Here is a 26,392-nt window from a genome sequence, read left to right on the forward strand (position 1 = left end):
CCGGGCCTCAGCGCGGGATCGCGCCCTGGATGCCCTCGGCGAACCAGTTCATGCCGGCGATCTCCGAATCGGACAGCGCCGCACCCGGAGCCGCGCGCTGCTTGCCCGTGTTGTCCTTGAGCGGTCCGGCGAACACCTTGAGCTTGCCGGCCACGATGTCGGCGCGCGCCTGCTTCGCCATCTGGACCACCTCGGCCGGCACGCCGGGGTTCCAGTCCGCGAGGTTCACGCCGCCGTTGGCCAGGGTCGCGGCATAGGCCGTGCCCTTGAACCTGCCGTCGAGCGTGTCCTGCACGGCCTGGCGCAGGTAGGGCGTCCAGTCGTGCGTGAGCGAGGTCAGCAGCTTCTGCGGCGCGGACTTGCGATGGTCGGAGAACATGCCGATCGACCAGACGCCCTTGGCCTCGGCCGCCTGCAGCACGGCCGGGTTGTCCTGGAAGCCCGAGCCGATGAGGTCGGCGCCCTGCTGCATCAGCGTGTTGGCGGCGTCGCGCTCGCTGCCGGGGTTGAACCACTCGTTGACCCACACCACCGAGACCCTGGCGGCCGGGTTGCTCTTCTGCGCGCCGAGCGCGAAGGCATTGATGGTCGAGACCACGTCGGGGATCGGCAGCGCGCCCACGTAGCCGAGCTTGTTCGACTTCGTGACCTTGCCCGCCACCAGGCCGGCCACATAGGCGGCCTCGTACCAGTGCGCGTTGTAGGTGCCGAAGTTGGCGGCCTGCCTGAAGCCGCTCGCGTGGACGAAGTTGACCTTGGGGTTCTCGGCGGCCGCCTTCAGGCCGTCGTTCATGTAGCCGAAGCTGCCGAGCACCATCAGCCCGGCCCCGTTGCCGACCAGCTCGCGGATCACACGCGCGCCATCGGGGCCGGCCTTCACGTCCTGCACCACCTGGGTCTTGATGCGGTTGCCGAATTCCTTCTCGAGCTGCTTGCGCGCGCTTTCGTGCACGGCCACCCAGCCGACGTCGGACACGGGGCTTTGATAGACGAAGCCGACCTGCAGCGGCTCGGCCGCGATTGCGGATGCGGCGCAGAAGAAGGCCGCGAAGGCTGCGACAGCCGGGCGAAATTCGATCATGGGGCGTTGTCCTCGAGGGTGGTGGGGAGTCTGAATTCCGAGTCGGTACTCTATATCGGTATACCGATTTAGTCTAATTACAATCCCGGACCATGTCTACCAAGAACGAAGAGATCAGCGACAGCATCCGGGAAGCGGTTGCCGCCCATCGCCTGCTGCCGGGCACGCAGCTGCGAGAAGTGAGCCTGGGCAAGCTCTACGGCGTGAGCCGCACGGTGGTGCGGCAGGCGCTGCAGAGCCTGGCGCGCGAAGGGCTGGTGGATCTCACGCCGGGCAAGATCGCCTCGGTGGCCAAGCCCACGCCGAAGGAGGCGCGCGACACCTTCGATCTGCGCTGGGCGATCGAGCGCCACTCACTGGAGAAGCTGTCGCAGGCCCATACCAGGAAGGACCTGGCGGCGCTGCGCGCACACGTCAAGCAGGAGCGCGCGGCGCGCGTGGGCAACGACATGGAGGAGGTGCGCCGGCTCGGCGCGGGATTCCACGTGCTGCTCGCGCGGCTCGCGGGCAACGACCTGCTCGCGCAGACGCTCGATCAACTGGTCGGACGGATCGCGCTGATCCTGCTGCTCTACCAGCACGAATACGACAAGCACACCGAGTGCCTGCAGGACGAGCATGCGCAACTCATCGCCCTGATCGAAAGCGGCTCGACCGAAGAGGCGCTGGCCCTGCTGCGCAGCCACCTCCACACCGTGGAGGTCAGCCTGGGTGCCGATGCGCCCGACGACGAGGAAGCCGATCCGCACCTGAGCCGGGCCCTGCGCCGGCGCTGAGTGCGGCGCCGGGCCCGCGGTGGCTCAGGTGCCCGCCTTGGGCATGCCGGGGCGCAGCACGCGCGCGACCGACGACAGGATCGCCCGATGCCAGGGCGCGCGGCCCGCAGCCGCTTCTTCCTTGGGACGGGCCTCCCCGCATTGGCCCGGCGACGCCGGCGCAGCATCCGTCTGCGGATCGGAGAAAAACTGTGCGAGCCATTCGCACTCGGCACGTGCCATGAACTTGTCCATGCCTGATCCTCGGCTGTAACACTATTGAAATCATTTTAATAAGAATGATTCTTATTGGCGTGATTTCACACAAGCTTTACCTGGGATCGGGTCGACAGCGGGCGGCACAAAGAAAAGCGCCCGGCACGAGGCCGGGCGCGAAGCCTAAGTTGCTGTCACACACTAGGCGCCCAGCCGAGGGAGGAACGGCCGGACACAAGGATGTTCGACCCTGAAACAGTCGTCTCACGTCAGACGACACCGACATTTCTATGGGAGGCAGCGGTTTTTGGCATCCCATATGAAGAATCATGAGCAATTCTTCACGAATCTTTCAATGGCCTACACGCACTGCTGGCCAAAGGCTGACGCGTCTCTTACGGCCTGGCGTCGAACATGGCGTTGCTGTCACGCACCAGGGCGCCAAGAAGAGCAAGAAGAACCTCCCTCCGGGCCCGCAAGGGATGCACACCCGCTTCGGCGGGTGTTTTTTTTGGGGCGCCCGGCGTCCTCGTAACCCGTGTTCCTGGTCGCCGGCGTTACGGGCGTTACGTTCCCATCGAAACAAATCGGACGTGACGGGAACAAACTTGTGTCAAAAAGTGAGGAAAACTGCACAGCCTTGACGGCAGCTTTCGCCGGCGGCCCTTGTGCCTCTGCCGGGCCTGCCTAGCATGCAGTTAATGATTTTTAACAATTTCATCGCCGAGATCTTTCCGGGTGTGGAGACCGCCCAGATCCGCGTCCATTGGCGCTGGGATGTGCGCCACCACGAGGACGACGAGCATCACGATGGCGGCATGTGGGTGCCGGCCACGGCCGCGGCGCGGCGCGAGGCGCGCATCGTGTGCGAGGTGCAGAACGCGGTCTATGGCGCGGGCTCGCACTGGATCGAGGAGCGCGACCGCCCGACCTTCGCGTTGCCGCGGCCCCACCTGCGCCGTGCCTTCTCCGCGCGCGAGCTGATGATGTCCAAGTGCTCCCCATTTTCCGTGGGCAACTTTGTGGATAACTCAGGTACTGCGTTGTAAAAGCGATTTAAGTTGTTGTTTTCAAAGGGGAAACAACAGTCTGCTTAAAGTTTGTGCGGTGCACAGCTTTGTCTGGCAGGTTCCTGGCGCCATCTTTTCCCTGACGAACGCCCTCCACCGCTGAGGGCGCAAGCGCCGAATCCCTTCATCCTTTGGTATTCCCTCCGCCCGGTCGGCTTCGGCCCGGGAGCGCCGCGCATGGGCCCTCGCGTGCCCGCAACACCTCGACGAGCAGCATTTTCACGCCGCCAGCCATCGGCTTGCACCGTTTCGATTCGTCATATAGGATATATCCTGCATCCAAACCCAGACCATGACCGACATCGAAACCCTCTCCCCGGACACGGCGCTCCACAGCGCCGTCGGCAAGGCCGACACGGCACACCACCTGCATTCCCAGACCAACCTCCAGACCCATCGCAGCCGCGGCCCGCTCGTGATGGTGCGCGGCGAAGGCGCCTATGTGTTCGACGAGCACGGCCAGCGCTACCTCGAGGGCATGGCCGGCCTGTGGTGCGCCTCGCTGGGTTTCTCCGAGTCGCGGCTGGTGGACGCCGCGCTGCGCCAGATGCGCCGGCTGCCCTACTACCACACCTTCAATCACCGCTCGACCGACGTCGCCTCGCTGCTCGCGGCCAAGGTCGCGGCGCTGGCGCCGATGCGCGATGCACGCGTGTTCTTCGCCACCTCGGGGTCGGAGGCCAACGACAGCATGGTCAAGCTGGCCTGGAACTTCCACATCGCGCGCGGCGAGCCGGCGCGCCGCAAGATCCTCGCGCGCCAGCGCGGCTTCCATGGCTCGACGGTGATGGGCGCGAGCCTCTCGGGCCTGCCGAACATGCATGCCGCCTTCGGCCTGCCGATCCCCGGCATCGTGCGGCTCGAATGCCCTTCCGCCTACCGCCACGCCCTGCCCGGCGAGAGCGACGCGGCCTTCGTCGACCGGCTGGTGGCCGACCTGGAACACACCATCGAGCGCGAGGGCGCCGGCACCATCGCGGCCTTCATCGCCGAGCCGATCATCGGCGCCGGCGGCGTGCTGGTGCCGCCCGAGGGCTACTTCCCGCGCGTGCAGGCGGTGCTGCGGCGCCACGGCATCCTGATGCTGTCCGACGAGATCATCTGCGGCTTCGGCCGCACCGGCGAATGGTTCGGCGCGCAGTCCTTCGGCTTCGAGCCCGACATGATGGCCTGCGCCAAGGGGCTGTCGGCCGGCTACGCGCCGATCTCCTGCGTGGTGGTGGCGCCGCGGGTGTACGAGGTCATCGAGGCCGAGAGCGGCCGCACCGGCGGCTTCGGCCACGGCTTCACCTACTCGGGCCATCCGCTGGGCGCGGCCGTGGCACTCGAGGCGTTGTCGATCTACGAGCAGATGGACCTGCCGGCCCATGCCCGCCGCCTCGGCGAGCGGCTGCACGCGAGCCTGGCGCCGCTGGCCGCGCATCCGCTGGTCGGCGAGATCCGCGGCAAGGGCTTCATCGCGGGCATCGAGCTGGTGCGCAACCGCGACACGCGCGAGGCCTTCGATCCCGCGCAGGGCGTGGGCGCCCAGGTCGAGCAGGCCACGCGCGAGCGCGGCCTGATCGTGCGCAACATGGGCGACGTGATCGCGCTGAGCCCGCCCTACGTGCTCGACGAGGCCCAGGTCGAATGGATGGCGCGCACCCTCGGCGCCGCGCTCGACGCGGTGGCCGCGCGCGATCCCTGGAAGACACCCGCCGCGGCGCGAAAGGAAGCAGCGTGAACACCACGGCCGAACGTCCGCTGATCGAGCTGATCGGCGTCCAGAAGAGCTACGACGGCGAGCACCTCGTCATCCCCGACCTGAACCTGGCGATCCGCCGCGGCGAATTCCTCACCCTGCTGGGCGCCTCGGGCTCGGGCAAGACCACCACGCTGATGATGCTGGCGGGCTTCGAGAACCCGACGCGCGGGCGCATCCTCATGGACGGCCGGCCGATCCAGGACGTGCCGCCGCACAAGCGCGGCATCGGCATGGTGTTCCAGAACTACGCCCTGTTCCCCCACATGAGCGTGGCGCAGAACCTGGCCTATCCGCTCAAGATGCGCGGCATCTCGGGGCAGGCGCTGCGCGACAAGGTCGATCGCGCGATGCAGCTGGTGCGGCTCGCGGGCATGGCCGAGCGCAAGCCGGGCCAGCTCTCGGGCGGCCAGCAGCAGCGCGTGGCGCTGGCGCGCGCGCTGGTGTTCGACCCCGAGCTGGTGCTGATGGACGAGCCCCTCGGCGCGCTCGACAAGAACCTGCGCGAACACATGCAGTACGAGATCAAGCAGATCCACCGCGAGCTGGGCGTGACGGTGGTCTACGTCACGCACGACCAGGGCGAGGCCCTGACGATGTCCGACCGGGTCGCGGTCTTCCACGACGGCCGCATCGAGCAACTGGCGCCGCCGCGCACCATCTACGACGCGCCCGCCACCGACTACATCGCCACCTTCATCGGCGAAAACAACCGGCTCGACGGCACCATCGAGGCCGCGGGCGTGCTGCAGTTGCGCGACGGCCTGCGGATCCCGCTGCCCGAGACCGGCCAGGGACAGGCAGCGCATCCGGCGGGCGCGGGCTGCGCGCTGGTGCGGCCCGAGTGCGTGCGGCTGGCCGACGGCCAGGGCGTGCAGGTCAGCGCCGAGGTGGTCGACCTGGTCTACCTGGGCGACCACACGCGGCTGATCGCGCGGCTGCGCAACGGCGACCAGATCGTGGCCAAGCTCGGCCACGGCACGCTGCCCAGCGATACCGTGGTGGGCGCGGACGTCGCTCTGGGATGGCAATCCCGCGATATGCTCGTTTTCGCGCGACCCGCCTGAAAAGAACCCGTGAAACCCAAGATCAAACCCATCGACAAGACCAATCTCGCCGCGCGCGTGTACTCGGAGATGCGCGAATCGCTGATCGCCGGGCGCTTCATGCCCAGCGACCGGATCCGCATCAGCGAGGCGGCGCAGATGTTCGGCACCAGCGACACGCCGGTGCGCGAGGCACTGCTGCGGCTGGTCAGCGAGCATGCGCTCGAGATGGAGACGGCCAAGCAGATCATCGTGCCGCCGCTGAGCCTGGAGCGCTACATCGAGATCCGCACGGTGCGCGTGGCGCTCGAGAGCGCGGCGGTTGAGCAGGCCGCGCTCAAGGTCAGCGGCAAGGACGTGGCGGAGCTGGTGCGGATCAACAAGAAGTTCGCGCAGGCCGAGGCGGCGCACCATCCCGAGAACCAGCTGCGCTACAACCGCGAGTTCCATTTCGGCGTCTACGAGCACTGCGGCCTGCCGCGGCTCTTGTCGATGATCGAGAACATGTGGGCCTCGATGGGCCCGATCCTGCGCGCCTTCTACGAGAAGTCCGACGGTTCGTACGACCAGGGCTACGGCCAGCACGATGCGCTGCTCGACGCGCTCGCGCGCCGCGACCCGGCCGCCGCCGTGACGGCCATCCGGGCCGACCTGATGTCGGCCGGACCGAGCATCGAGCGCTTCCTCAAGGAATACGAGCAGAGCCTCGAGGCCGCCGAGGCCTGATCGGCCCGCGCGCTCAGCGCCAGGCGTCGAGGAACACCACCAGCGACGCTCCGACCACGGCGGGGTTGTAGCCACCTTCCTGCACCAGCACCGTCGGCAACTCCAGCGATGCCACCTGCCGGCCCATGCCGGCGAAACCCGTCTCGGTGAGCCGCAGTCCCGCGGCCGGGTCCGACTCGTGGGCGTCGAGGCCCAGCGACACCACCAGCGCCTGGGGCGCGAAGCGGTCGATGCGCTCGAGCGCGGACCAGAGCTGCAGCAGGTAGTCCGCGTCGCCCGTGCCCGCGGGCAGCGGCAGATTCAGCGTGTAGCCCTCGCCCTCCCCTTCGCCACGCTCATCGGCATGGCCTGCGAAGAACGGGTGGTAGTCGACCGGGTCGCGATGCAGCGAGACGAAGAGCACGTCGGCGCGGCGCCAGAAGATGTCCTGCGTGCCGTTGCCATGGTGCACGTCGAGATCGAGTACCGCGACGCGCGCGAAGCGCTGCCGCAGATGCTCGGCGGCGATCGCCGCGTTGTTGAGGTAGGTGCCGCCGCCGGCCATGTCGGCATAGGCATGGTGGCCGGGCGGCCGGCACAGCGCATAGGCGCAGCGCGCGCCGCGCAGCACGCGCTCGGCGGCCTCGACGGCCAGGTCCGCGGCGGCGCGCGCCGCCTCCCAGGTCGTGGGCCCGATCGGGGCCAGCTGGTCGTGGAAGTGGAAGGCCGCGCGGCCCTCGACCGAGCGCGGATAGCCGCCGCCGTGGCGCCGCATCGCGAACACGTTGGCATGCACCTCGGCCGTAGCACCCGGCAGCGCCGACCACTCGGCATGCGCGGTGGCCAGGAAGTCGAGATAGCGCGCATCGTGCACGCGCGCCAGCGGCGCCAGTCCGTGCGAGACCGTGCTGTCCTGCACCGTGAAGCCCGCCTCGCCGAGCGCGGCGCGCATCGCGTCGACGCGTTCGGACACGTCGCGCGAGGTGCGCCATCCGCCGCGCGCGCCCAGCAGCCCGGGGCGGTGCAGGGCATGCAGCGGCGTGTGCAGGATCTGCAACCCGCTGGCGTCAGCCGCCATCGCAGTGCCGTTCAGTTCGACACCCACTTCGCGAAGCGCTGCTGCAGCTCGTCGAGATGGTCGGCCCAGAAGGCGGTGTTCTGCAGCAGCGGCTGGTCGATGTTCTGCGGCGCGTTGGGCAGCTTGTCGAGCACGGCCTTCGAGAGCAGGGCCTGCGCCTTCGGATTGGCCGGGCCGTAGGGAATGGTCTCGGCAAAGAGCTTCTGCTGCGCCGGCGCGCTCATGTAGTCGATCAGCGCGAGCGCCTTGGCCTTGTTCGGGCTGCCCTTCACCACCACCCAGTCGGTCGGCCCGTAGACCTGGTTCTTCCACACCATGGCCAGCGAACGGCCTTCCTTGTTCGCGGCATCGATGCGGCCGTTGTAGGCCGAGGCCATCACCACCGCCCCCGAGGCCAGCCACTCGATAGGCTGCGCGCCGGCCTCCCACCACTGCACGTCCTTCTTGATCTGGTCGAGCTTGGCGAAGGCGCGGTCCTGGCCGGCCTTGGTCGCCAGCAGCTTGTAGACCTCGGCGGCCGGCACGCCGTCGGCCATCAGCGCGATCTCTAGCGTCTGCTTGGCCTGCTTGCGCAGCGCGCGCTTGCCGGGCCAGCGCTTGGTGTCCCAGAAGTCGGCCCACGACTTGGGGCCGTCGGGCAGCCGCTTGCTGTCGTAGCTGAGCACCTTGGCCCACAGCATGGCCGGCACGCCGCAGGGATTCATCAGCTCCCTGGGCAGGTCGCGCGTGGCGGGTGCCGCGCTGGCCCAGTCGATCTTCTCGAGCAGGCCCGAGTCGCAGCCGACCACCACGTCCTCCTCGTCCATCTGCACCAGGTCCCAGATCACGTTGCCCGACTCGACCATGGCCTTGACCTTGGTGAGGCCGACCACGTTGCTGTCCTCCACCAGCTTCTCGGACTTCGCGGTGGCATAGGGTTGCCAGTAGGCCTTGCGGAAGGACTCCTGCAGCGCGCCGCCGACGCTCACGACGGTCAGGTCGCGCGCAACGGTCCACGGGGCGGCGAAAGCGAGGCCGGCCAGGACGAGGCCGCGCAGGGAAAGCGAAAGGTTCATGGGAACTCCGGGAGAAAGGAACGGGGAGGAAAGAGAGAAACGGGCTCAGGCGCGCAGGCCGCCCGTGAAGCCGTCGAGGAAGTGCACGAGGTTGGCGCCGATGTGGTCGCAGTCGTAGCCGCCCTCCTGCACCATCACGCTCGGCATGCCGAGCCGGCCCAGGCGCTGGCCGATGCGGCGGAAACCCTCGGTCGTGACCTTGAGGCCCTTGAACGGATCGTGCTCGTGCGCATCGAGGCCCAGCGAGATCACCAGCGCGTCGGGGCTGTAGGCCGCGAGGCGGCGGCAGGCGTGCTCGAGCGCCACCAGGTAGGCGTCGTCGCCGGTCTCGGCCGGCAGCGGCAGGTTCAGGTTGTAGCCCAGCCCCGCGCCGGCGCCGCGCTCCTGCGCGTAACCGCAGAAGTACGGGTGGTAGTTCGCCGGGTCGCGGTGCAGCGAGACGAAATAGACGTCGGAGCGCTCGTAGAAGATGCCCTGCGTGCCGTTGCCGTGGTGCACGTCGATGTCGATCACGGCCACGCGGCGCCCATGGCGGCGCAGCAGCTGCGCGGCGATCGCGGCATTGTTGAGATAGCAGACGCCGCCGCCCCGCTCGCGGTAGGCATGGTGGCCGGGCGGCCGGCAGATCGCGTAGGCCGCCTTGGCGCCCTGCAGCACGCGCTGCGCGGCGTCGGCCGCGAGGTTGGCCGAGGCGAAGGCCGCGGCGGCCGTGCCCGGGCCGATCGGCGAGGCCAGGTCCTGCATGTGGTAGCCGGCCTGGCCCACCACGCGCTCGGGATAGCCGTGCTGCAGGCCCGGCACCGCGAACACGTTGGGCACGATCTCGGGCGCGGCACCCGGGATCTCGGACCAGCGGCTATGGCCGTCCTGCAGGAAGCACAGGTAGTCGGGCGTGTGCACGTCGGCGACCGGGCCCAGGCCATGCTCGGCGGCGGTCACGAGTTCGCAGCCGGCCTGCACGGCCGCGTCGCGCAGCTGCTCCGCGCGGTCGATGCGCTCCTGCGCGGGCGTGAAGCGGCCGGTGACGAAGAAGAACGAGGGCTCGTGCTCGCGGTGGATGGGGGTGTAGAGGACGGGAAGCATTGCGTGTGTCTTGCTGTCGAAGGAAGGAGCGTTCAGGCGCGCGCTGCGCCGGGCAGCGGCGGCGTGCGGTAGCCGGCGGTTTCGCCGCCGTCGACCGTGAGCACCGCGCCGTTGATGAAGCTGGCCTGCGCCGAGAGCAGCCAGCAGACCGTGTCGGCCACCTCGCCGGCCTCGCCGAGCCGGCCGGCGGGAATGCGCCGCGTGAGCGCGGCCAGGCGGTCGGCGTCGGCGATCACGCGCGCCATCATCCGCGTGGCGATCTGGCCGGGGCACACCGCGTTGAAACGCACGCGCTCGCCGAACTCCAGCGCCAGCGCCTGCGTGAGCGCGATCACGCCGCCCTTCGAGGCGCAGTAGGCCGCGAGCCCCTCCTCGCCGACCTTGCCGGCGATCGAGGCCACGTTGACGACGGCGCCGCGCGGCGACTTCTGCAGCGCCGGCAGCGCTTTCTGGCTGAACAGGAACACCGAGCGCATGTTGACCGCCATCAGCCGGTCCCAGTCGTCGACGCCCAGTTCGAGGAAGGCGCTGCGCGAACCGGCGCCCGCGTTGTTGACCAGCCCGTCTATGACCCCGCCGCCCAGCGCCTCGGCGCGCGCGACGACTTCGGCGACGGCCGCGGGGTCGGACGCATCCGCGGCCGCGAAATGGGCGCCGGTGTGCTGCGCCAGCGCCTCGCCGGCCGCGGTGTCGCGGCCGGTGAACAGCACCTGCTCGCCATGGCCGGCCAGTTGCGCGACGATGGCCGCGCCGATGCCATGGGTGCCTCCAGTGACGACGATCATGCGAGCTCCTTGCCGCCGCGCGCGGCGGCCACGTTTTCGTAGGGCACGGGGGTGTTGCGCGGGTCGTCCGCCGCGCGCTGCCAGTACATGCGCTGCAGCTGCTGCGTCAGCGGACCGACCTCGCCGTTGCCCACGCTGGCGCCGTCGAGCCGGGTCACGGGCATCACGCCGCCGGCGGTGCTGGTGATGAAGATCTCGTCGGCCTCGCGCAGCCGCTGCACGGGGATGTCGGCCAGTTCGCAGCCGATGCCGAGCTGGCGCGCGAGCTCGATCACGGTGCGCCGCGTCATGCCCTCGAACACGTTGCGCCGCGGCGTGAACAGCGCGCCGTCCTTGGCGCCGAAGATGTTGAAGCCCGCGCCCTCGGTCACGTTGCCTTGCGCATCGGGCAGCGCCGCGACCAGCGCGCCGCGGTCGTAGGCTTCGAAGATGCCCATGGTCAGGTCGAGCCAGTGGAAGTTCTTCACGCGCGTGTCGATCGCCGCGCTCGCGATGCGCTGCACCTGGCTGATCACCATCGCGAGCCCCGTGCGTTGTTGCGCCGGCGTGCCGATCCACACGAAGGGCTGCGAGAAGGCATAGAAGCGGTTCTGGCATTCGCGCGGATCGCGCGAGCCCGGCGGCGGCACGCCGCGCGTGCAGGTCATCTGCACGTAGGCGTCGCGCAGGCCGCTGAGCGCCACGCATTGCTCGAGGATGTGGCGCATCTCCTTCTTCGAGAGCGGCAGGCTCATGCGCAGCTCGCCCATCGACCACAGGAAGCGGTCGATGTGGTCGTCGAGCCGGAAGAAGCGGCCTTGCCAGACGTGGGCCACGTCGTAGGTGGCGTCGGAGCGCACGAAGCCGCGGTCGACGAGGGGGATGCGGGCGTCGCGCAGCGCGACGTACTGGCCGTCGACGTGGGCGACGCCGGCGGAGAAGTCTGGGTTCATGTGGAGCTTCCGGGGTCCTGGGGGCGTTGAACGGGGGCCGAGCGCTGGCTCAGCCAGGCCGACAGCGTGAGTGCCACCGCCGCGACGACCATCAGGAAGGTCGACATGGCGATGATCGAGGGGTCGATGGTGTCGCGGATGCCGTCGAACATCTGGCGCGGCAGCGTGCGCTGACCCGGACCGCCGATGAAGATGGCGACCACGACCTCGTCGAACGAGGTGATGAACGCGAACAGCGCGCCCGAGACGATGCCCGACATGACGATCGGCACCACCACGGTGAAGAAGGCGCGCACGGGCGAGGCGCCCAGGCTGTAGGCGGCGCGCAGCAAGCCCATGTCGAACTGCTGCAGCGTGGCCGTGACCGTGATGACGACGAAGGGAGTCGACAGCACCGCGTGCGCGATGACCAGTCCCGGCAGCGAGGCCGTGAGCCCGATGCGCGAGAACAGGAAGTACATGCCCAGGCCGGTGATGACGGGCGGCACGATCATCGGCGCCATCAGGAAGCCCAGCAGCGTGCGCCGTGCCGGCAGGTTGCGCCGCGCGAAGGCGAAGGCCGCGAGCGTGCCGAGCACCGTGGCGATCAGGGTCGAGCACACGCCGACCACGAGGCTGTTGCGCAGCGAGTCGAGCCAGGGGCCGGGCGAGAACACGCGCTGGTACCACTGGGTCGAGAAGCCCGGCAGCGGGTAGGACAGGAAGGAGCCGGCGCTCAGCGAGATCGGCGTCATCGCGAGCAGCGGCAGCAGCAGGAAGCACACCATCAGCGCGCCGTACAGGTAGTGCACGGCGCCGGCGGCGCGGGCGAATTGGCGGTGGGTCATGCGAAGGGGTTCCCGTCTTTCACTTGATGCCCGCGAGCTGCTTCACGCCGAGCGTGGAAGCCGCCACCAGGTACACCGCCATCACGCAGGCCAGCAGCATCAGGCCGAGCGCCGAGGCCATGCCCCAGTTGACGGTGTTGTTGGCGTAGAAGGCGACGAAGTAGCCGAGCATCTGCTCGCGCGCGCTGCCGACCAGCGAGGGCGTGATGTAGTAGCCCGCGGCCACGATGAAGGTCAGCAGGCCGCCGGCCGCCACGCCCGGCAGGCTCAGCGGCAGGTAGACGTGCAGGAAGCCGCGCACCGGGTGCGCGCCGAGCGAGGACGAGGCGCGCATCAGGTGCGGCGGAATACTCTTGAGGCTGTTGTAGATCGGCAGCACGGCGAAGGGCAGCAGGATGTGCACCATCACGATGTAGAGGCCGGTGGCATTGAAGATCAGCGCGAGCGGCTGGTTCACGACGCCGATGGCCTGCAGCAGCGCATTGATCAGCCCGTTCTCCTGCAGCACCACGATCCAGGCCGTGGTGCGCGCGAGCAGCGAGGTCCAGAAGGGCAGCAGCACCGCCAGCATGATCGCGAAGGCGATCGGCTTCGGTGCCTTCACGAGCAATGCCGCGAGCGGATAGCCGAGCAGCAGGCAGGCCAGCGTGACCGCGCCCGCGATCGACAGGGTGCGCCAGAGGATGTCGAGGTAGATGCGCTGGTCGGGCTCGGCGCGCACGATGCGACCCTCGTCGTTCTCCGCCATGTCGAGCGCGGCCAGCAGGTAGCGCCCGGTGTAGGGCGTGGCGGCGCGGCGCAGCGCGCTCCAGTAGGCCGACTCGCCCCAGCGCGGATCGACCTCGAGCAGCCAGGCCCTGGCATCGGGTGCGGCGGGCGCGTCGGTGCCGGCGCGGCGCGCGGTCTTCATCACCAGCGTGCGGTAGCCGCTGATCTCGTAGTTCATGCGACGGCCGAGCTCGCCGATGGCGCGCGTGCCCTGGGCCTGCGCCATGTCGGCGGCCAGCGCGGCGAAGGCGGGGTCGCCGGGCAGCGAAGCGGCCGCGGGCTGCCAGTCGGCCAGGACCTGCGCGGTGCGCGGCAGCGCCTCGCGCACTTCGGGGTTGTCGATGGCGCGATGGACCATCATCGCCAGCGGCAGCAGGAAGAAGACGGCGCCGTAGAGCAGCAGCGGCGCGACCAGCAGCAGCGACACCAGCCGCTGGCGCCGGCCTGCGCGGTGGGTCGAGCGCCTGAGGGCCGCGCCGGCACCCGCCGGCAGGGCGGGAACGGCGAGCGAGGCGGCGGAGGAACCGGTGGACATCGTCGCGGGCCTCAACGTTGCGACACCCAGCGCGTGAAGCGCTGCAGCAGCTCTTCCTCGTGGTCGACCCAGAAGGCGGTGTCGAGCAGCAGCGCGTTGCGCAGGTTCTGCGGCGAGGTCGGCAGCAGCGGGCGCAGCGCCTCGGGCATCGCGGCGGCGGCGCGGGTGTTGGTCACGCCGTAGGGAATGGCCTGTGCGAAGGCGACCTGGCGCTGCGCGTCGAACATCGAGTCGAGCAGCGCGTAGGCCTGCTGGCGGTGCGGGCTGCCCTTCACGATGGTCCAGTAATCCATGCTGTAGAGCTGGCCGTCCCAGCTGAAGCGGAACTGCTTGCCCTGCTGGTTGGCCGAGGCGATGCGTCCGCTGTAGGCGGCGGTGGCGGCCAGCGTGCCGCTCTCGAGCCATTCGAGCGGCTGCGCGCCCGATTCCCACCAGACGATGGAAGGCCGCAGCTGGTCGAGCTTGGCGAAGGCGCGGTCCTGGCCGGCCCTGGTGGCGAGCACCTTGTAGACATCGGCGGCGGGCACGCCGTCCGCGAGCAGCGCGATCTCCAGCGTCATGCGCGGCTGCTTGCGCAGGCCGCGCTTGCCGGGCCAGCGCCGGGTGTCCCAGAACTCGGCCCAGGTGCGCGGCCCGTTGTCGCCGAACTTGCGGCCGTCGTAGGCCAGCACCTTCGACCAGACGAAGGCGCCCACGCCGCATTTGGCGAAGGCGGCGGGGTTGATGTCCTGCGCCTTCGCGAACTGCTTGCGGTCGATGGGCTCGAGCAGGCCCTGCTCGCAGGCCGAGGCCATCTCGTTCTCGTCCATCTGCACCAGGTCCCAGGTCACGTTGCCGGTCTCGACCATGGCCTTCTGCCGCGCATAGCCGCCGGGGTAGCTGTCCTCGACCAGCGCGATGCCGCCCTGCTTCTTGAACGGCTCGAAGTAGGCGCTGCGAAACGCTTCCTGCAAGGCGCCGCCGAAGCCGACGACCGTGAGATCGGCCGCCATCGACGCGGTGGCGGCAGCGGCCAGCGCGAGCAGCGCGGCGAGTTTGGAAATGCCTGCGCGACAGCGGGAGCGCGCGGATACGACTGTCATGGACGACCTTCTGGACAGTGGGTGGGAAATCGGACTTTGCAGGTCCCGATCGGTGATGTAGGATATATCCTATATGTTGATTTCGAGCGAGACAAGTCTTTTTTCGCCCGACCCGTTGATGGAAAACCCGATGGAGGACGCAGGCCCGGCACGACGCTCCCGAACCCCACGCCCGCCCGCGGCGCATGCCCATGCGCGCGGGCTTCTTTCACCCTCTTAGCCACGCAACCGATATGCCATTCCCGTCCGAATCACCGCCCGCCCCGTCCGCCGACGAACTGAAACGCCTGCGCGAGAAGGCCCGCTTCATCCGCCTCGAAACGATCCGGCTGATCGAGATCGCCAAGGTCGGCCACTACAGCTCGGTGTTCTCCGCCGCCGAGCTGTTCGCCTCGCTCTACTACGACGTGATGGACATCCGCGCCAACGAGCCCCGCTGGCCCGATCGCGACCGCTTCCTCATGGGCAAGGGCCATGCGGCCGTGGGCCTGTTCCCGATCCTCGCGGAGTACGGCTACATCGACCGCGCCACGCTCGACGGCTACACCCGCCTGGGCAATCCGCTGGGCGACCACCCCGACATGCGCAAGGTGCCGGGCATCGACTTCAGCTCGGGCTCGATCGGCCATGCGCTGTCGGCCGGTGCCGGCATGGCCTTCGGCGGGCGCATCGCGAAGCGCGGCTTCGACACCTTCGTGATGCTCGGCGACGGCGAGATGCAGGAGGGCCAGGTCTGGGAGGCGGCGATGTTCGCGGCCCACTACCGGCTCTCGAAGCTCATCGCCATCGTCGACCGCAACGGCTTCCAGCTCGACGGTCGCGTCGACGACGTGATCGGCATCGAGGGGCTGGCCGACAAGTGGCGCGCCTTCGGCTGGGAGACGCACGAGGTCGACGGGCACGACCTCTCGGCCCTCACGCAACTGCTGCGCCGCCTCAAGCAGGACGCGCGGCGCGAGCGGCCGGCCTGCGTGATCGCCCACACGGTGAAGGGCAAGGGCGTGTCGTACATGGAGACCGAGCCCGGCTGGCACCTGGGCTACCTGTCGCCCGACGACGCCGCGCGCGCGATCGAAGAAATCATGCAAACCGAAATCTGACCACGAGGCCCACCCGATGTCCCAACCCCTTTCCCCCGAAAGCTGGCAGTACCGCTCGCTCAACGCCACCACGCCCGGATTGAGCATGCTCTCGGACGCCCTGATCGAACTCGCCGAGGCCGGCCATCCGGTCGTGGCCGGCTCGGCCGACCTGCAGTATTCGAACGGCCTCAACAAGTTCGCGGCTGCCTTTCCCGAGCGCTACATCCAGTTCGGCATCTCGGAACAGAACATGGTGTCGGCCGCGGCCGGCCTCGCGACCACGGGCCAGATGCCCTTCGTGGCGACCTTTGCTTCCTTCCTCGGCCTGCTGTGCTGCGAGCAGATCCGCATGGACGTGGCCTACAGCGCGCTGCCGGTGCGGCTGATCGGCCACCACACGGGCATTTCGCTCGGCTTCTACGGCACCTCGCACCATGCGACCGAGGACATCGGCACGATGCGCTCGATCGCCGGGCTCACGATCATCTCGCCCGCGGACGGCCACCAGCTGAAGGCCGCGATCAAGGCTTCGGTCGACTGGCCCGAGCCGATCTATTTCCGGATCGGGCGCGGCCGCGATCCGGAGATCTATGCGAGCGGCATCGATTTCCGCATCGGCAAAGCGATCGCGCACGGCCAGGGCACCGATCTCACGATCATGGCCTGCGGCATGCCGGTCCACTCCGCGCTCGAGGCGGCCAAGGCGCTGCGCGCCGAGGGGCTGTCGGTCGGCGTGCTCGACATGGCCACGGTGAAGCCGCTGGACCGCGCGGCGGTGCTCGAGGCGGCCGGCCGGTCGAAGCTCTTGATGACGGTGGAAGAGCACAACGTGCTCGGTGGCCTCGGTGCCGCGGTGGCGGAGGTGCTGTCGGATGTCGGCGGGTCGGTGCGGCTCGTGCGGCACGGCATCCACGACGAGTACAGCCTGATCGCGCCGCCCACGCACCTGTACCGCCACTACCTGCTGGATGCCGAGGGCGTGGCCCATGTCGCGCGGCGCGCGATCGCGGGCGAGACGGTTCGGCCCGGCGCTGTGCCTGCCTGAATCAGGCGGTGCCGTCCGGCGACCGAGCGCGCTCGATCGCCGCCTGCACGATGGCTCGCGCCCACGCGGGCGTGGCGGCCAGCGCCGCGGTGTCCTCGGGCGCCGGATGCGTGACCCGGCCACCGATGACTTCGAGCACCAGCACGGGATCGTCGATCTCCTCGCCCGGCGCAGCCTCGGCGCTGTTGTCGAACACCTGCAGCCGCGCGAGATTCGGCAGCAGCCGGATCAGGTTGGCACGCGAGGCGGTCCAGCGCTCGCGGATCTTCGCTTCGGGGATGTCGTGGCCGCCGCGCAGCACGCGTGCGCGCACGCGGCGCAGATGCAGCTCGGGCGAGGCCAGGCCGCAGAAGATCATCGAGACGTCATGGCTGCGCGCGGCGCGCGCCAGCAGGTCGGGGATGGTGCGGGCGCCGAGCGTGGTCTCGAAGGCGAAGTTGCGGCCGCTCTCGATGGCGGCCTCGAGCCGCGCGCGGCCGTGTTCCCAGGCTCGGCCGTTGGCATCGGCGATGTCGATGCCCAGCGCGGCCACCAGCTCGCGCGCGAAGCGGTCGGGGTTGTACCAGTCAAGGCCGTGCTCGGCCAGCATCGCGCCGCCGACCGAGCTCTTGCCGGCGCCATTGACGCCGGCCAGCACGAAGATGAACGGCCGCCGTGCCGCGGCGGCGCCCATCAGAAGCTTTCGCCGGCCCGCGGACGCTGGCGCTGCTTGCCGCGCGCTTCGAACAGGCTGTCGAGCTTGCCAGCGCTGTCCTCTTGTTGCAGCACCGCCAGCCGCGCGTCGAAGCGCGCGCCGAGTTCCTCGAGCACGTTGGCCTCGCGCGAGCGCAGGGCCTGCAGGTCGGTGGTCAGTTGCTCGTAGGTGGCCGCGTCGAGCAGCACCATCTCGACATTGGCGTGGTGGGTGATTGCCACGCTGCCCGACTGGCGCACCTGACGCACGACCTCGCCCCAGCGGTTCTTGACCTGCGAAGCGTTCTGACGCGGCAATTGATCGAGCGGGGGCCAGAGGGCAGCCATGGACTTCTCCGAGGGAGGAATCTGGCCATTTTAGCCCTATTGGCTATTTTTGACCGATGAGGCTGTTTTCCGCGCCAAGTCCGTTGCCGCTCAGTTCTGCGAGGAGGCCTCCTTGGTCTTGCCGAGACCGCGCAGGTTCATGACGGCCAGGCAGACCTGGAGCGCGATCAGCGCCCAGGCGCTCGAATACACGCCCCAGATGCCCCACAGCACATTGCTCGCGAGGAAGACCCAGAACCCCGCGTTGCGCCTGTCCTTCGCATTCGATGCCACCAGCCAGGAGGCGCCCACCGAGGCAACGAAGGCGGGCCACTGCAGCCAGGAGATCCAGTCCATGCGCTTCAGTTGGCGGGAGGTGGCGGACCCGCGGCCGCCGAGCGGCTCTCGATCCACGCCAGGCACTGCTCGCGCAAGAGGTCGATCGATGCCAGCGTATTGCACTGCGGCTCGAAGATCGGCAGTTCGCAATGGCGCTCGCCCTGGCGATGGATCTGCGCGGTGCCCGAGAAGGTGGCGCGCGCGGGCACCGGTGCGAGGCTGTAGTGGAATTCCCAGTCCTGATGCCGCTCCGAATGCGACAGCGCATCGCGCCCGGTGCCGCCCGATGCGGGCGCCTTCGGCTGTTTCCGGAGAAAGAACGGATGGAGGGACGGAGGCAGAGGCATCGAGGACATGTCGCGTGACACAGGAACAGGCTGGCTGGAATCGGAACACCCGGTATCACCCGGGAACTGCCGACGAGCGTAGTCAGCGGCCCTCGACGCGCCTGTCGGAAAAGATGCCGACACACGCAAGCCGGTGGCCCGCCGATCGCCGGATGCGACTCGCGAAAGCCCGGACTGGTTCCGCGCAAACACCTCGCTAGAGGCCCGCGTGCGATTCCCGCGCATTGAGCGCCACCCAATCGGCCGAACGAACACCGGGGCGATAGACGCTCGTTCTCCACTTGGCCATCAAGCCCGCGAAATCCTCCTGGTTCCTTCCCTGGCGCAGCAGGGCCATGGCTTCGGAACGCTCGTAGTGATGGACCGGGATCACATTGAGCAGGGGCGTCCCGAGCAGTCGCGAGAGCCTTTGCTTGCGCTGCGACAGCGGTTCGCCGGTGACGTCCGCGCCCTGCGCCATTAACAGATCGAAGACGAAATAGAACACGGGCCGGGCACCGCGATACCACCCGCGCCGCCTCGCGCGCTCGCTCAGTCCTTCGCCGTCGCAGCGGCCCTTGTCGTCGAGCACGCAGGCCACCCCATCGAGGATGCAGGGGCCTTCCTTCAACTGGGCCAGACTCTCCACCACCTCGGGAAACCAACCCGTCGCGTCCGACCCATCGCGCGTCTGCAGTTGCACCTTGCCCGAGCGCGTGGGCGTTCGCGTCTGCGCCAGGAGGCGGCAGCCACTCAATCGCTGCTCGTAGACCCAGCCCTCCTCGCGCAGATCGATGGGGCGCGAGGCGGCCAGCATGGGTGACAGGGTGTTCAGGCTCAGCATGCAGCGGAAATTGCCGTGTGCCGGGCCCCTGACCTGTCAGCGGGGGCCTCGGCAGCCCACGGCGATTCTTGAAAACGGCTGCCCGATAAGTTGCCAACCGAAAACAGTGGGTCCAACCATCGGATCGCGGCAATTCGGAAATACAGGTCGCGAAAGCGCTCGCGCCGGATGTCTTGTTGCTGCAGGATTCCATCCCTATAAATAAACTAACGGCCGTAATTGGATTTCAGGGAGCTAAATTGCTCATCAAGTCCAAGGCCGTTCCTCAAAACCCAAACGCAGGCCGTTAGCGTATTTCCATGGTCACGCCTTCCCTCTTCGATACCGACCCCGTCGGCACCCCCCATGAATCGGCTTTCGAGGAATGGCTTGCGGCGCGCAGCGCCGCGGGCACCCTGCGAGAGGCCTCGTCGATGGCGGTCTACCGCGACATGTGGAACGGCTTCACCTCGTGGTGCCTGGGCCAGTCGCCGCGGGTGACGCTGGAGTCCCTCTCACCCGCCGACCTCGACGCCTTCAAGGCCGCGCGCTACGGCATCAAGAGCAGCGACCTGTCGCTCTCGCCGCGCCATGCGCTGCGGCTGGTGCGCCTGATCGACCATGTGCTGCGCCATCGCTGCGCCATGCACGACCTGCCGCCCAGCACGGCGGCGGCCGACTGGCTGCTGGCCCATCCCGAGATCCGCTATGCCGAAGCGGCCAGTGCCGATCCACCGCCCGAGTTCCTGTCGGCGTCCGAGGCCAAGCACCTGATCCTGTTTCTCTCGCGCGCGCGCCCGCGCCCGGGCGCTTCGTCGGAAGGCCGCGGCCAGCCGCTGACCTGGCAGCAGTTGCGCAACCACGCGGCCGTCGGATTGCAGCTCGGTGCCGGCCTCGCCCCGGGCGACGTGCGCGCGCTGGCGCTCGACGCACCCACCATCGCGGGCGGCCGCGTGGCCGACCGCCCTTGGAAGATCGCCGTGCCCGGCAACGGCAACCTGCCGCCGCGCGAAACGCCGATCGCGCCCTGGGCCGCCGAACTGCTCAAGCACTGGCTGCAGGTCCGCGCCGAACTGGGCATCCCGGGCGAGCAGCTCTTTCCCTCGACGCGTACCGGCAAGCCCTGGGGCAAGGAATCGCAATACCGCTGCGCCCGCGAGTTACTCGCGCAGGCCGGGCTCGACAGCGCAGAAGGCGGTTCGTTCCGCTTGCGGCACACCTTCGCGCTGCGCCAGCTTCGCCGCGGCACGTCGGTCGAACAGGTCGCGCGCTGGCTCGGCCTCGAGGTCGAGGCGATGAACAAGTACACGCGGGTGCTGATCGCCCCGGCCGATGTGGTCTGAACCGTCGCGTCAGTGCTCGCGCTGGCCTGAGCGCGAAGCCTGCCGCGCCGCCTGCGGGCTCAACCCGAAGTGGCGCTTGAACGCGGTGCTGAAGTTCGCGGCATGCCCGTAGCCCGCGTCGAGCGCGATCTCGGTCACGCTCTGGCGCCCCTGTTCCAGCAGCACCCGAGCGCGTGCCAGCCGCGCCCTGGTCACGTACTCGAACAGCGAGCTGCCATAGGCCTGCCGGAAGCCGCGCGCAAGGCGGCTCTCGCTGAGCCCGAAACGGCGCGCGAGGCCGCGCATGTCGAAGACCTCGCCCAAATGCATGTCGATATGGTCCTTGAGCGGCGCCAGCCGCTCGCGAGCCGCGGCCGTGGCGCCATCGACCGGTGCATCGCCGAAACCGCGCGTCAGGAAACCATGCAGCAGCTCGAAGGCCTTGGCCTCGGCATAGAGCCCTCGAAAGCGATCGCCCGATCCATCGTCGAGCAGCGCATCGGCGATCCCGTGCTGCGCCGTGCTCAGCGGAAAACGCAGCAGCTCGAAACGATCGGGCCGCGCCTGCATGAAGGCGCCGAAGGGCCCGTCCAGCGGCAGCTCGAGCAGCCCCAGTTCCTCCGACAGGAAATCGCGCGAACAGCACAGCGTGACCGAGCGCTCGCGCACCTCGCTCGCGAAGAACTCCTCCTTGGCCGCCCCGGGCGGCTGCAGCAGGGTGCTCACGCTCATCGCGCTCACCGTCTCTGCGCCCGTGCTGCCAGGCTGGCCGACCCGGCTCTCGCCCTCGAGGCGGAAATGCAGCTTGATGAAGTCGCCGCTGCGGTAGACCTCGCGGCTCTCTTCCAGGTGCGTGACATGGCCCAGCGACAGATAGAAGCCGGGCCGGAAACACAGGAACTCGCGCCGCCCGCGCGCCGCGCCGGTCGGCGTCACCGTCAGGCCCTGGGTGCGGCCCCAGCGGCGGGTCGAGGCGAGGCGATAGGCGGAAGGCAGGCTGAACGGCGTGTCCATCGCTTGGGTCCGTGGGCGGGTTCGAAGAGGCGCCGAGGATACTCCCGCACCCGAGTTTTCCTGCAGGCGGAACAAAGCTTTCCGCCGGGGGCGCTTCATTGCGCGCGATGGAACACCTAGATTCGCTGGCACCGTGCGCACCCCGCGCTTCAACCAGCCGGCACCCAAGTCCGGCGCACCGGAGACCACCATGCCGACCGCGATCCGTCCCTTCTTCTTCCAACGCGCCGCCTGGACGCTGGTCCTCGGCCTCGCCGCCTTCGTCTGCGCCCAGGCGCAGGACAAGTACCCGAGCAAGCCGATCCGCGTGGTGGTGCCGTTTCCCGCCGGCACCGCACCCGACGTGATGGCGCGCTACTGGGGCGACCGCATCTCCAAGCAGCTGCAGCAGCCCGTGGTGATCGACAACCGCGCCGGCGCCTCCACCATCGTCGGCACGCAGGCCGTCACCACCGCGCCCGCCGACGGCTACACCTTGCTCTACACCGCGAGCGGCACGCTCACCATCAACCCCTTCGTCTACAAGAAGCTGCCCTACCAGCCGCAGGACCTGGTGCCGGTGACGCGCATGCTGTCGATCCCGCTGGTGGTCTCGGTGCCGGTGCAGTCGCCCTACAAGACGCTCGCCGACCTGATCAAGGACGCGAAGGCCCGCCCCGGCGAGGTCAGCTACGCCTCGTACGGCGTGGGCACGGTGCCGCACATGTCGATGGCCTACTTCGCCAACAGCGCCGGCCTCGCGCTCAACCACGTGCCCTACCGCGACGGCGGCCTGACCGACGTGCTCGGCGGCCGCGTCAGCACCGCGTTCTCGCCCATTGCCGACGTGCTGCCCTACATCAAGGCCGGCAAGGTCCGGCCGCTGGCCGTGTCGAGCACGCACCGGCTCGAGTCGCTGCCGCAGGTGCCGACCGTGGCCGAGGCCTTCCCGGGCTTCGAGGGCGACTCGTGGCATGGCGTGTTCGCGGTCAAGGGCACGCCGCAGCCCATCGTCGACCTGCTTGCCAGCCTGTCGCGCCGCATCGCCGAATCCGACGAATACCGGCGCTACCTCGGCGAGTTCGGGCTGATCCCCGTCGGCGGCTCTCCAGCGGACTTCACCCAATTGGTCGGCACCGAGTCGAAGCGCTGGGTCAAGGTCGTCAAGGACAACAACATCACGCTCGAGTGAGCCCGCTCATCCCTTCCCCGTTCCAACGCTCCAAGGATTCCGAATGACAACCCGCGACATCGTCGCCCTCTGCGGCAGCCTGCGCGCCGCCTCCGTGAACCGCCACGTGGTCCAGCTCGCGCGCGAGGTCCTGCCCGAGGGCGCCTCCCTCACCCTGCTCGAATGGCGCGAGGTGCCGGTCTTCGATGCCGACGACTACGCGCGCGGCCTGCCGGCGCCTGTGGCCGCGCTGCGCGAGCGCATCCGCGCCGCCGACGGCGTGCTGATCGCCACGCCCGAGTACAACTTCAGCATTCCCGGCGGGCTCAAGAACCTCATCGACTGGCTCAGCCGCGGCGAGGACCAGCCCTTCAACGCCAAGCCGGTGGCGATCGTCAGCGCCGCGCCCGGCCCGCTGGGCGGCGCGCGCGTGCAGTACGAGCTGCGCAAGGTCATGCTCTTCCTCAACGCCATGCCGCTGGTCAAGCCCGAGGTCTTCATCGGCCACGCGCCCACCAAGTTCGATGCCGAGAGCGGCCGCTGCACCGACGACACCACGCGCAAGTTCGTCACCGACCAGATGGCGGCCTTCGTGCGCTGGATCGACGCGGTCGAACGAATGCGCGGCTAGGGCCGGCGATGGCGCGCGGAGGGCCGGACCGATTGCCTACTCCATTCCGCGCCTCGCCGCATCATTCCATCGTATCCCCCGTCCCCCCACGGAGGTCGTTTGGAAAGGTCATCGGATGCTCGTAGAGTGGACCCGCTTTCAACCCACGACGAGAGGACGCCCCATGAGCAACCCATCCGATCCCCAGAACAAGACCCCCCTGACCACCGCCTTCGGCGCGCCCGTGGTCGACAACCAGAACAGCCTCACGGCCGGCCCGCGCGGCCCGCTGCTGATGCAGGACGTCTGGCTGATCGAGAAGCTCGCCAACCTCAACCGCGAGATCATTCCCGAGCGCCGCATGCACGCCAAGGGCTCCGGCGCCTTCGGCACCTTCACCGTCACGCACGACATCACCAAGTACACGCGCGCCAAGCTGTTCAGCGCCGTCGGCAAGAAGACCGAGATGTTCGCGCGCTTCACCACCGTGGCCGGCGAACGCGGCGCGGCCGATGCCGAGCGCGACATCCGCGGCTTCGCGCTGAAGTTCTATACCGAGGAAGGCAACTGGGACCTGGTGGGCAACAACACACCCGTGTTCTTCCTGCGCGATCCGCGCAAGTTCCCCGACCTCAACAAGGCCGTGAAGCGCGATCCCAAGACCAACATGCGCAGCGCCACCAACAACTGGGACTTCTGGACCTCGCTGCCCGAGGCGCTGCACCAGGTCACCATCGTGATGAGCGACCGCGGCATTCCCTCCAGCTACCGCCACATGCACGGCTTCGGCTCGCACACCTACAGCTTCGTCAACACGGCCAACGAGCGCTTCTGGGTCAAGTTCCACTTCAAGACGCAACAGGGCATCAAGAACCTCACCGACGCCGAAGCCTCCGCGCTCGTCGGCGGCGACCGCGAGAGCCACCAGCGCGACCTGTTCGATTCGATCGGTCGCGGCGACTTCCCCAAGTGGACCCTCTACGTGCAGGTCATGCCCGAGGCCGATGCAGAGAAGGTGCCCTACCACCCCTTCGACCTCACCAAGGTCTGGCCCAAGAAGGACTATCCGCTGATCGAGGTCGGCGTGATGGAGCTCAACCGCAACCCCGAGAACTTCTTCGCCGACGTCGAGCAGAGCGCCTTCGCGCCCAACAACCTCGTGCCCGGCATCAGCGTGTCGCCCGACAAGATGCTGCAGGCGCGCCTGTTCGCGTACTCCGACGCGCAGCGCTACCGCCTTGGCGTCAACCACCACCAGATCCCGGTCAACGCCGCGCGCTGCCCGGTGCACAGCAACCATCGCGACGGCACCATGCGCGTGGACGGCAACTACGGCGGCACCCTGCACTATGAGCCCAACAGCTTCGGCCAGTGGCAGGAGCAACCCGACTACCGCGAGCCGCCGCTCAAGCTGCGCGGCGACGCCGACTTCTGGAATTTCCGCGAGGACGACGCCGACTACTACAAGCAGCCCGGCGACCTGTTCCGCCTGATGAAGCCCGAGCAGCAGCAGGCGCTGTTCGACAACACGGCACGCGCGATGGGCGATGCGCCGGAGTTCATCAAGCGGCGGCACATCGACAACTGCAGCAAGGCCGATCCGGCGTATGGGGCGGGGGTGGCGAAGGCGCTGGGGCTCTGAGTCAGCCCGCGAGAGACGCGGTCAACGACAGGGGCTTGCGGTCCCTGTCTGTTTCATGCCGAGGGGTGTTGATCGGTGAGCAGAGAAGGTCTGTGCCGATCAACACCACCTCCAATCAATTGCACAAGAGGCCACTGCAATCGTAGGCGGTCATGAAAACCCGGAAACTCTTCCCGTCCTCGGAAAAATCGGTCACCCACCGGGCGCCTGCCGCACCATGGCGATTCAGTACCGCCAGATATTCTTCCGTCGCCTGCTGGGTGCCCAGGCCAGCCAGCGTACTGGCTTCGATCTCGTAGCGGAACGTCGTCTTCTGTGATTCGTCTCGCACGAAAATCGTCGCGTACTTGGCGCCCGTGGAAGTGAACGTCGATGTGTTGTAGGCGAACTTGTAGCCTCGCTGGCCTTGATCGTTCAACTGGCCCACGAACTCGCGAAACACCAATGAACGCGTCGGCTGCAGCTCGAAAGTGCACCGCGCCGATGTAGGCGACTCCCTCGATAGAACCGTCTTCCCATCAAAAGTCAAATCCAGCTTGCAGTAGCCCTGCTGTCCCAGCACGTTCAGCGGCGCCACGGCTTCGGGATCGACCTTGCCAGTCAGATCGTCGACTTCGACGTACTCGTACTTCGTTGGAACATCCAGCGATTTGCTGAAAATCGCTTCCATCCACGGCTTGAGAGGATCCACCCAGATAGCGGTCGGAATAAAGCCTTCGGCCCCCTGCGCCTTGAGGCCTGCGGCGGACCTGGATTCGGTCGCCAATGCCATGCGATGCTCGTACTTCGTGGCGTTGCCTTTCTTTTCGTAGACCGCCTTGACGACCGTCTGCCCGCCCTCCACGGCACCCGTGGTCGAGAAAAAGAGACTTCCCGCCATCGTCGGGCTGCTCAATTCGGCCAGGAACGCCTCGCGGTTCTCGTAGGTGGCGCTTCCGACCTTGTATGAATAGGGAGTCGTCCGCTTGGGAGAACCCGGATCGGGATCCGTACCGGGCGTGGGACCTGAAGGCCCCGTGGGCTCCGAAGGCCCCGATGGCGTTTCGGGACTTGGCGTGGATGTCGGATCCGAAGACGTCGGTGTGGTCGAAGGAGCTGCGCCCACCAAGGGGAAACCACCACCTCCTCCTCCACCGCCCCCACCACATGCCGTCAGCAAAACCGCCAGGCCAATGACGACCGGCGAGAAACGCAACCCTCTTTCCATCGGAAACCTCTCCCTCTTGATTCGAGCGCGCGGATGCTACATCAGAGGATGAGCGGTTCCCGACTTCCGGATTG

The 26,392-nt window shown here is 68.3% G+C and carries 28 protein-coding genes; 11 read left to right on the forward strand and 17 right to left on the reverse strand.

The window, feature by feature from the left end; all coding sequences use genetic code 11:
* Positions 1-7: 7 nt before the first annotated feature.
* Complete coding sequence (locus KV106_RS29795) at positions 8-1,081, reverse strand: BMP family ABC transporter substrate-binding protein (protein ID WP_261214551.1); 1,074 nt, start codon at positions 1,079-1,081, stop codon at positions 8-10.
* Between the two features lie 92 nt (positions 1,082-1,173).
* Here KV106_RS29795 and KV106_RS29800 point away from each other — a divergent pair, with 92 nt between their 5' ends.
* A complete protein-coding gene (locus KV106_RS29800) occupies positions 1,174-1,857 on the forward strand; it encodes a GntR family transcriptional regulator (protein WP_057590053.1) in 684 nt (227 codons plus the stop codon).
* A 24-nt stretch (positions 1,858-1,881) separates the two neighbouring features.
* Here KV106_RS29800 and KV106_RS29805 read toward each other — a convergent pair whose 3' ends face one another.
* Positions 1,882-2,091 (reverse strand): hypothetical protein, encoded by a 210-nt coding sequence (locus tag KV106_RS29805; RefSeq protein ID WP_261214553.1) that lies wholly within the window; start codon positions 2,089-2,091, stop codon positions 1,882-1,884.
* Between the two features lie 662 nt (positions 2,092-2,753).
* Here KV106_RS29805 and KV106_RS29810 point away from each other — a divergent pair.
* The 4 genes from KV106_RS29810 (at position 2,754) to KV106_RS29825 (ending at position 6,635) form a co-directional block, all read left to right on the forward strand.
* Entirely contained in the window at positions 2,754-3,101 is a 348-nt protein-coding gene (locus KV106_RS29810) for a hypothetical protein (RefSeq protein ID WP_261214555.1), read from the forward strand.
* Between the two features lie 313 nt (positions 3,102-3,414).
* Positions 3,415-4,845, forward strand: coding sequence for an aminotransferase (locus KV106_RS29815; RefSeq protein WP_261214556.1), 1,431 nt, complete (start codon positions 3,415-3,417; stop codon positions 4,843-4,845).
* Complete coding sequence (locus KV106_RS29820) at positions 4,842-5,930, forward strand: ABC transporter ATP-binding protein (RefSeq protein WP_057590057.1); 1,089 nt, start codon at positions 4,842-4,844, stop codon at positions 5,928-5,930. Before KV106_RS29815 ends, KV106_RS29820 begins: the two co-directional genes overlap by 4 nt.
* A gap of 9 nt (positions 5,931-5,939) precedes the next feature.
* Positions 5,940-6,635, forward strand: a complete 696-nt coding sequence (locus KV106_RS29825; RefSeq protein ID WP_261214560.1) for a GntR family transcriptional regulator — start codon at positions 5,940-5,942, stop codon at positions 6,633-6,635.
* 13 nt (positions 6,636-6,648) lie between these two features.
* Here the strand turns inward: KV106_RS29825 and KV106_RS29830 are convergent, their stop codons facing one another.
* The 8 genes from KV106_RS29830 to KV106_RS29865 are packed head-to-tail and all read right to left on the reverse strand — an operon-like array spanning position 6,649 to position 14,759.
* Positions 6,649-7,692, reverse strand: coding sequence for a histone deacetylase family protein (locus tag KV106_RS29830; RefSeq protein WP_082321661.1), 1,044 nt, complete (start codon positions 7,690-7,692; stop codon positions 6,649-6,651).
* 11 nt (positions 7,693-7,703) lie between these two features.
* Positions 7,704-8,747 (reverse strand): ABC transporter substrate-binding protein, encoded by a 1,044-nt coding sequence (locus KV106_RS29835; RefSeq protein ID WP_057590059.1) that lies wholly within the window; start codon positions 8,745-8,747, stop codon positions 7,704-7,706.
* Positions 8,748-8,792: 45 nt separating this feature from the next.
* The gene (locus KV106_RS29840) at positions 8,793-9,830 is read right to left on the reverse strand and encodes a histone deacetylase family protein (protein WP_057590060.1); all 1,038 of its coding nucleotides are present in this window, start codon (positions 9,828-9,830) and stop codon (positions 8,793-8,795) included.
* Positions 9,831-9,862: 32 nt separating this feature from the next.
* Complete coding sequence (locus KV106_RS29845) at positions 9,863-10,615, reverse strand: SDR family NAD(P)-dependent oxidoreductase (protein WP_057590061.1); 753 nt, start codon at positions 10,613-10,615, stop codon at positions 9,863-9,865.
* Positions 10,612-11,547, reverse strand: coding sequence for an aminotransferase class IV (locus KV106_RS29850; protein WP_057590062.1), 936 nt, complete (start codon positions 11,545-11,547; stop codon positions 10,612-10,614). The genes KV106_RS29845 and KV106_RS29850 overlap by 4 nt, the downstream gene beginning before the upstream one ends.
* Positions 11,544-12,374 carry an ABC transporter permease gene (locus KV106_RS29855; protein ID WP_057590063.1) on the reverse strand — a complete coding sequence of 277 codons (831 nt, stop codon included), beginning with the start codon at positions 12,372-12,374 and terminating at the stop codon, positions 11,544-11,546. The genes KV106_RS29850 and KV106_RS29855 overlap by 4 nt, the downstream gene beginning before the upstream one ends.
* A gap of 19 nt (positions 12,375-12,393) precedes the next feature.
* Positions 12,394-13,677 (reverse strand): ABC transporter permease, encoded by a 1,284-nt coding sequence (locus tag KV106_RS29860; protein ID WP_064262182.1) that lies wholly within the window; start codon positions 13,675-13,677, stop codon positions 12,394-12,396.
* Positions 13,678-13,688: 11 nt separating this feature from the next.
* The gene (locus KV106_RS29865) at positions 13,689-14,759 is read right to left on the reverse strand and encodes an ABC transporter substrate-binding protein (RefSeq protein WP_057590064.1); all 1,071 of its coding nucleotides are present in this window, start codon (positions 14,757-14,759) and stop codon (positions 13,689-13,691) included.
* A gap of 233 nt (positions 14,760-14,992) precedes the next feature.
* Between KV106_RS29865 and KV106_RS29870 the strand changes: the two genes are divergently transcribed.
* Both KV106_RS29870 and KV106_RS29875 read left to right on the forward strand, forming a co-directional pair.
* A complete protein-coding gene (locus KV106_RS29870; RefSeq protein ID WP_261214579.1) occupies positions 14,993-15,859 on the forward strand; it encodes a transketolase in 867 nt (288 codons plus the stop codon).
* A 16-nt stretch (positions 15,860-15,875) separates the two neighbouring features.
* Entirely contained in the window at positions 15,876-16,886 is a 1,011-nt protein-coding gene (locus tag KV106_RS29875) for a transketolase family protein (protein WP_261214581.1), read from the forward strand.
* A 1-nt stretch (position 16,887) separates the two neighbouring features.
* Here KV106_RS29875 and KV106_RS29880 read toward each other — a convergent pair whose 3' ends face one another.
* The 5 genes from KV106_RS29880 to KV106_RS29900 form a co-directional block, all read right to left on the reverse strand.
* Entirely contained in the window at positions 16,888-17,559 is a 672-nt protein-coding gene (locus tag KV106_RS29880) for an AAA family ATPase (protein ID WP_261214582.1), read from the reverse strand.
* Positions 17,559-17,906: a type II toxin-antitoxin system Phd/YefM family antitoxin gene (locus KV106_RS29885; protein WP_261214584.1), complete on the reverse strand. Its 348-nt coding sequence runs from the start codon at positions 17,904-17,906 to the stop codon at positions 17,559-17,561. Before KV106_RS29885 ends, KV106_RS29880 begins: the two co-directional genes overlap by 1 nt.
* Positions 17,907-17,996: 90 nt before the next feature.
* A complete protein-coding gene (locus tag KV106_RS29890) occupies positions 17,997-18,242 on the reverse strand; it encodes a hypothetical protein (RefSeq protein WP_261214585.1) in 246 nt (81 codons plus the stop codon).
* A gap of 5 nt (positions 18,243-18,247) precedes the next feature.
* Positions 18,248-18,571, reverse strand: coding sequence for a hypothetical protein (locus tag KV106_RS29895; protein ID WP_261214587.1), 324 nt, complete (start codon positions 18,569-18,571; stop codon positions 18,248-18,250).
* Positions 18,572-18,767: 196 nt separating this feature from the next.
* On the reverse strand, positions 18,768-19,394 hold the full coding sequence (locus KV106_RS29900) for an ATP-dependent DNA ligase (RefSeq protein WP_057590071.1): 627 nt from the start codon (positions 19,392-19,394) through the stop codon (positions 18,768-18,770).
* Positions 19,395-19,693: 299 nt separating this feature from the next.
* Between KV106_RS29900 and KV106_RS29905 the strand changes: the two genes are divergently transcribed.
* Positions 19,694-20,716, forward strand: a complete 1,023-nt coding sequence (locus tag KV106_RS29905; protein ID WP_057590072.1) for a tyrosine-type recombinase/integrase — start codon at positions 19,694-19,696, stop codon at positions 20,714-20,716.
* 9 nt (positions 20,717-20,725) lie between these two features.
* Here the strand turns inward: KV106_RS29905 and KV106_RS29910 are convergent, their stop codons facing one another.
* The gene (locus KV106_RS29910) at positions 20,726-21,709 is read right to left on the reverse strand and encodes a helix-turn-helix domain-containing protein (protein WP_261214592.1); all 984 of its coding nucleotides are present in this window, start codon (positions 21,707-21,709) and stop codon (positions 20,726-20,728) included.
* A gap of 133 nt (positions 21,710-21,842) precedes the next feature.
* Between KV106_RS29910 and KV106_RS29915 the strand changes: the two genes are divergently transcribed.
* The 3 genes from KV106_RS29915 (at position 21,843) to KV106_RS29925 (ending at position 25,111) form a co-directional block, all read left to right on the forward strand.
* The gene (locus tag KV106_RS29915) at positions 21,843-22,880 is read left to right on the forward strand and encodes a Bug family tripartite tricarboxylate transporter substrate binding protein (RefSeq protein WP_261214593.1); all 1,038 of its coding nucleotides are present in this window, start codon (positions 21,843-21,845) and stop codon (positions 22,878-22,880) included.
* 43 nt (positions 22,881-22,923) lie between these two features.
* Entirely contained in the window at positions 22,924-23,490 is a 567-nt protein-coding gene (locus KV106_RS29920; RefSeq protein ID WP_057590074.1) for an NADPH-dependent FMN reductase, read from the forward strand.
* A gap of 163 nt (positions 23,491-23,653) precedes the next feature.
* Positions 23,654-25,111 (forward strand): catalase, encoded by a 1,458-nt coding sequence (locus KV106_RS29925; protein ID WP_057590075.1) that lies wholly within the window; start codon positions 23,654-23,656, stop codon positions 25,109-25,111.
* Between the two features lie 115 nt (positions 25,112-25,226).
* On the opposite strand, the gene KV106_RS29930 is transcribed toward KV106_RS29925, so the two are convergent.
* On the reverse strand, positions 25,227-26,318 hold the full coding sequence (locus tag KV106_RS29930; protein WP_261214597.1) for a hypothetical protein: 1,092 nt from the start codon (positions 26,316-26,318) through the stop codon (positions 25,227-25,229).
* Between the last annotated feature and the right edge of the window lie 74 nt (positions 26,319-26,392).

Source organism: Variovorax endophyticus, assembly GCF_025376855.1.
Lineage (GTDB): Bacteria > Pseudomonadota > Gammaproteobacteria > Burkholderiales > Burkholderiaceae_C > Variovorax.

What these genes read in the sequence shown, in the direction of transcription:
- KV106_RS29860 (WP_064262182.1), bottom strand. Translation starts at nt 13,677, where the DNA reads ATGTCCACCGGTTCCTCCGCCGCCTCGCTCGCCGTTCCCGCCCTGCCG.
- KV106_RS29850 (WP_057590062.1), bottom strand. Translation starts at nt 11,547, where the DNA reads ATGAACCCAGACTTCTCCGCCGGCGTCGCCCACGTCGACGGCCAGTAC.
- KV106_RS29845 (WP_057590061.1), bottom strand. Translation starts at nt 10,615, where the DNA reads ATGATCGTCGTCACTGGAGGCACCCATGGCATCGGCGCGGCCATCGTC.
- KV106_RS29895 (WP_261214587.1), bottom strand. Translation starts at nt 18,571, where the DNA reads ATGCCTCTGCCTCCGTCCCTCCATCCGTTCTTTCTCCGGAAACAGCCG.
- KV106_RS29865 (WP_057590064.1), bottom strand. Translation starts at nt 14,759, where the DNA reads ATGACAGTCGTATCCGCGCGCTCCCGCTGTCGCGCAGGCATTTCCAAA.
- KV106_RS29910 (WP_261214592.1), bottom strand. Translation starts at nt 21,709, where the DNA reads ATGGACACGCCGTTCAGCCTGCCTTCCGCCTATCGCCTCGCCTCGACC.
- KV106_RS29900 (WP_057590071.1), bottom strand. Translation starts at nt 19,394, where the DNA reads ATGCTGAGCCTGAACACCCTGTCACCCATGCTGGCCGCCTCGCGCCCC.
- KV106_RS29875 (WP_261214581.1), top strand. Translation starts at nt 15,876, where the DNA reads ATGTCCCAACCCCTTTCCCCCGAAAGCTGGCAGTACCGCTCGCTCAAC.
- KV106_RS29885 (WP_261214584.1), bottom strand. Translation starts at nt 17,906, where the DNA reads ATGGCTGCCCTCTGGCCCCCGCTCGATCAATTGCCGCGTCAGAACGCT.
- KV106_RS29880 (WP_261214582.1), bottom strand. Translation starts at nt 17,559, where the DNA reads ATGGGCGCCGCCGCGGCACGGCGGCCGTTCATCTTCGTGCTGGCCGGC.
- KV106_RS29815 (WP_261214556.1), top strand. Translation starts at nt 3,415, where the DNA reads ATGACCGACATCGAAACCCTCTCCCCGGACACGGCGCTCCACAGCGCC.
- KV106_RS29890 (WP_261214585.1), bottom strand. Translation starts at nt 18,242, where the DNA reads ATGGACTGGATCTCCTGGCTGCAGTGGCCCGCCTTCGTTGCCTCGGTG.
- KV106_RS29870 (WP_261214579.1), top strand. Translation starts at nt 14,993, where the DNA reads ATGCCATTCCCGTCCGAATCACCGCCCGCCCCGTCCGCCGACGAACTG.
- KV106_RS29925 (WP_057590075.1), top strand. Translation starts at nt 23,654, where the DNA reads ATGAGCAACCCATCCGATCCCCAGAACAAGACCCCCCTGACCACCGCC.
- KV106_RS29830 (WP_082321661.1), bottom strand. Translation starts at nt 7,692, where the DNA reads ATGGCGGCTGACGCCAGCGGGTTGCAGATCCTGCACACGCCGCTGCAT.
- KV106_RS29855 (WP_057590063.1), bottom strand. Translation starts at nt 12,374, where the DNA reads ATGACCCACCGCCAATTCGCCCGCGCCGCCGGCGCCGTGCACTACCTG.
- KV106_RS29835 (WP_057590059.1), bottom strand. Translation starts at nt 8,747, where the DNA reads ATGAACCTTTCGCTTTCCCTGCGCGGCCTCGTCCTGGCCGGCCTCGCT.
- KV106_RS29920 (WP_057590074.1), top strand. Translation starts at nt 22,924, where the DNA reads ATGACAACCCGCGACATCGTCGCCCTCTGCGGCAGCCTGCGCGCCGCC.
- KV106_RS29810 (WP_261214555.1), top strand. Translation starts at nt 2,754, where the DNA reads ATGATTTTTAACAATTTCATCGCCGAGATCTTTCCGGGTGTGGAGACC.
- KV106_RS29930 (WP_261214597.1), bottom strand. Translation starts at nt 26,318, where the DNA reads ATGGAAAGAGGGTTGCGTTTCTCGCCGGTCGTCATTGGCCTGGCGGTT.
- KV106_RS29800 (WP_057590053.1), top strand. Translation starts at nt 1,174, where the DNA reads ATGTCTACCAAGAACGAAGAGATCAGCGACAGCATCCGGGAAGCGGTT.
- KV106_RS29905 (WP_057590072.1), top strand. Translation starts at nt 19,694, where the DNA reads ATGGTCACGCCTTCCCTCTTCGATACCGACCCCGTCGGCACCCCCCAT.
- KV106_RS29795 (WP_261214551.1), bottom strand. Translation starts at nt 1,081, where the DNA reads ATGATCGAATTTCGCCCGGCTGTCGCAGCCTTCGCGGCCTTCTTCTGC.
- KV106_RS29840 (WP_057590060.1), bottom strand. Translation starts at nt 9,830, where the DNA reads ATGCTTCCCGTCCTCTACACCCCCATCCACCGCGAGCACGAGCCCTCG.
- KV106_RS29805 (WP_261214553.1), bottom strand. Translation starts at nt 2,091, where the DNA reads ATGGACAAGTTCATGGCACGTGCCGAGTGCGAATGGCTCGCACAGTTT.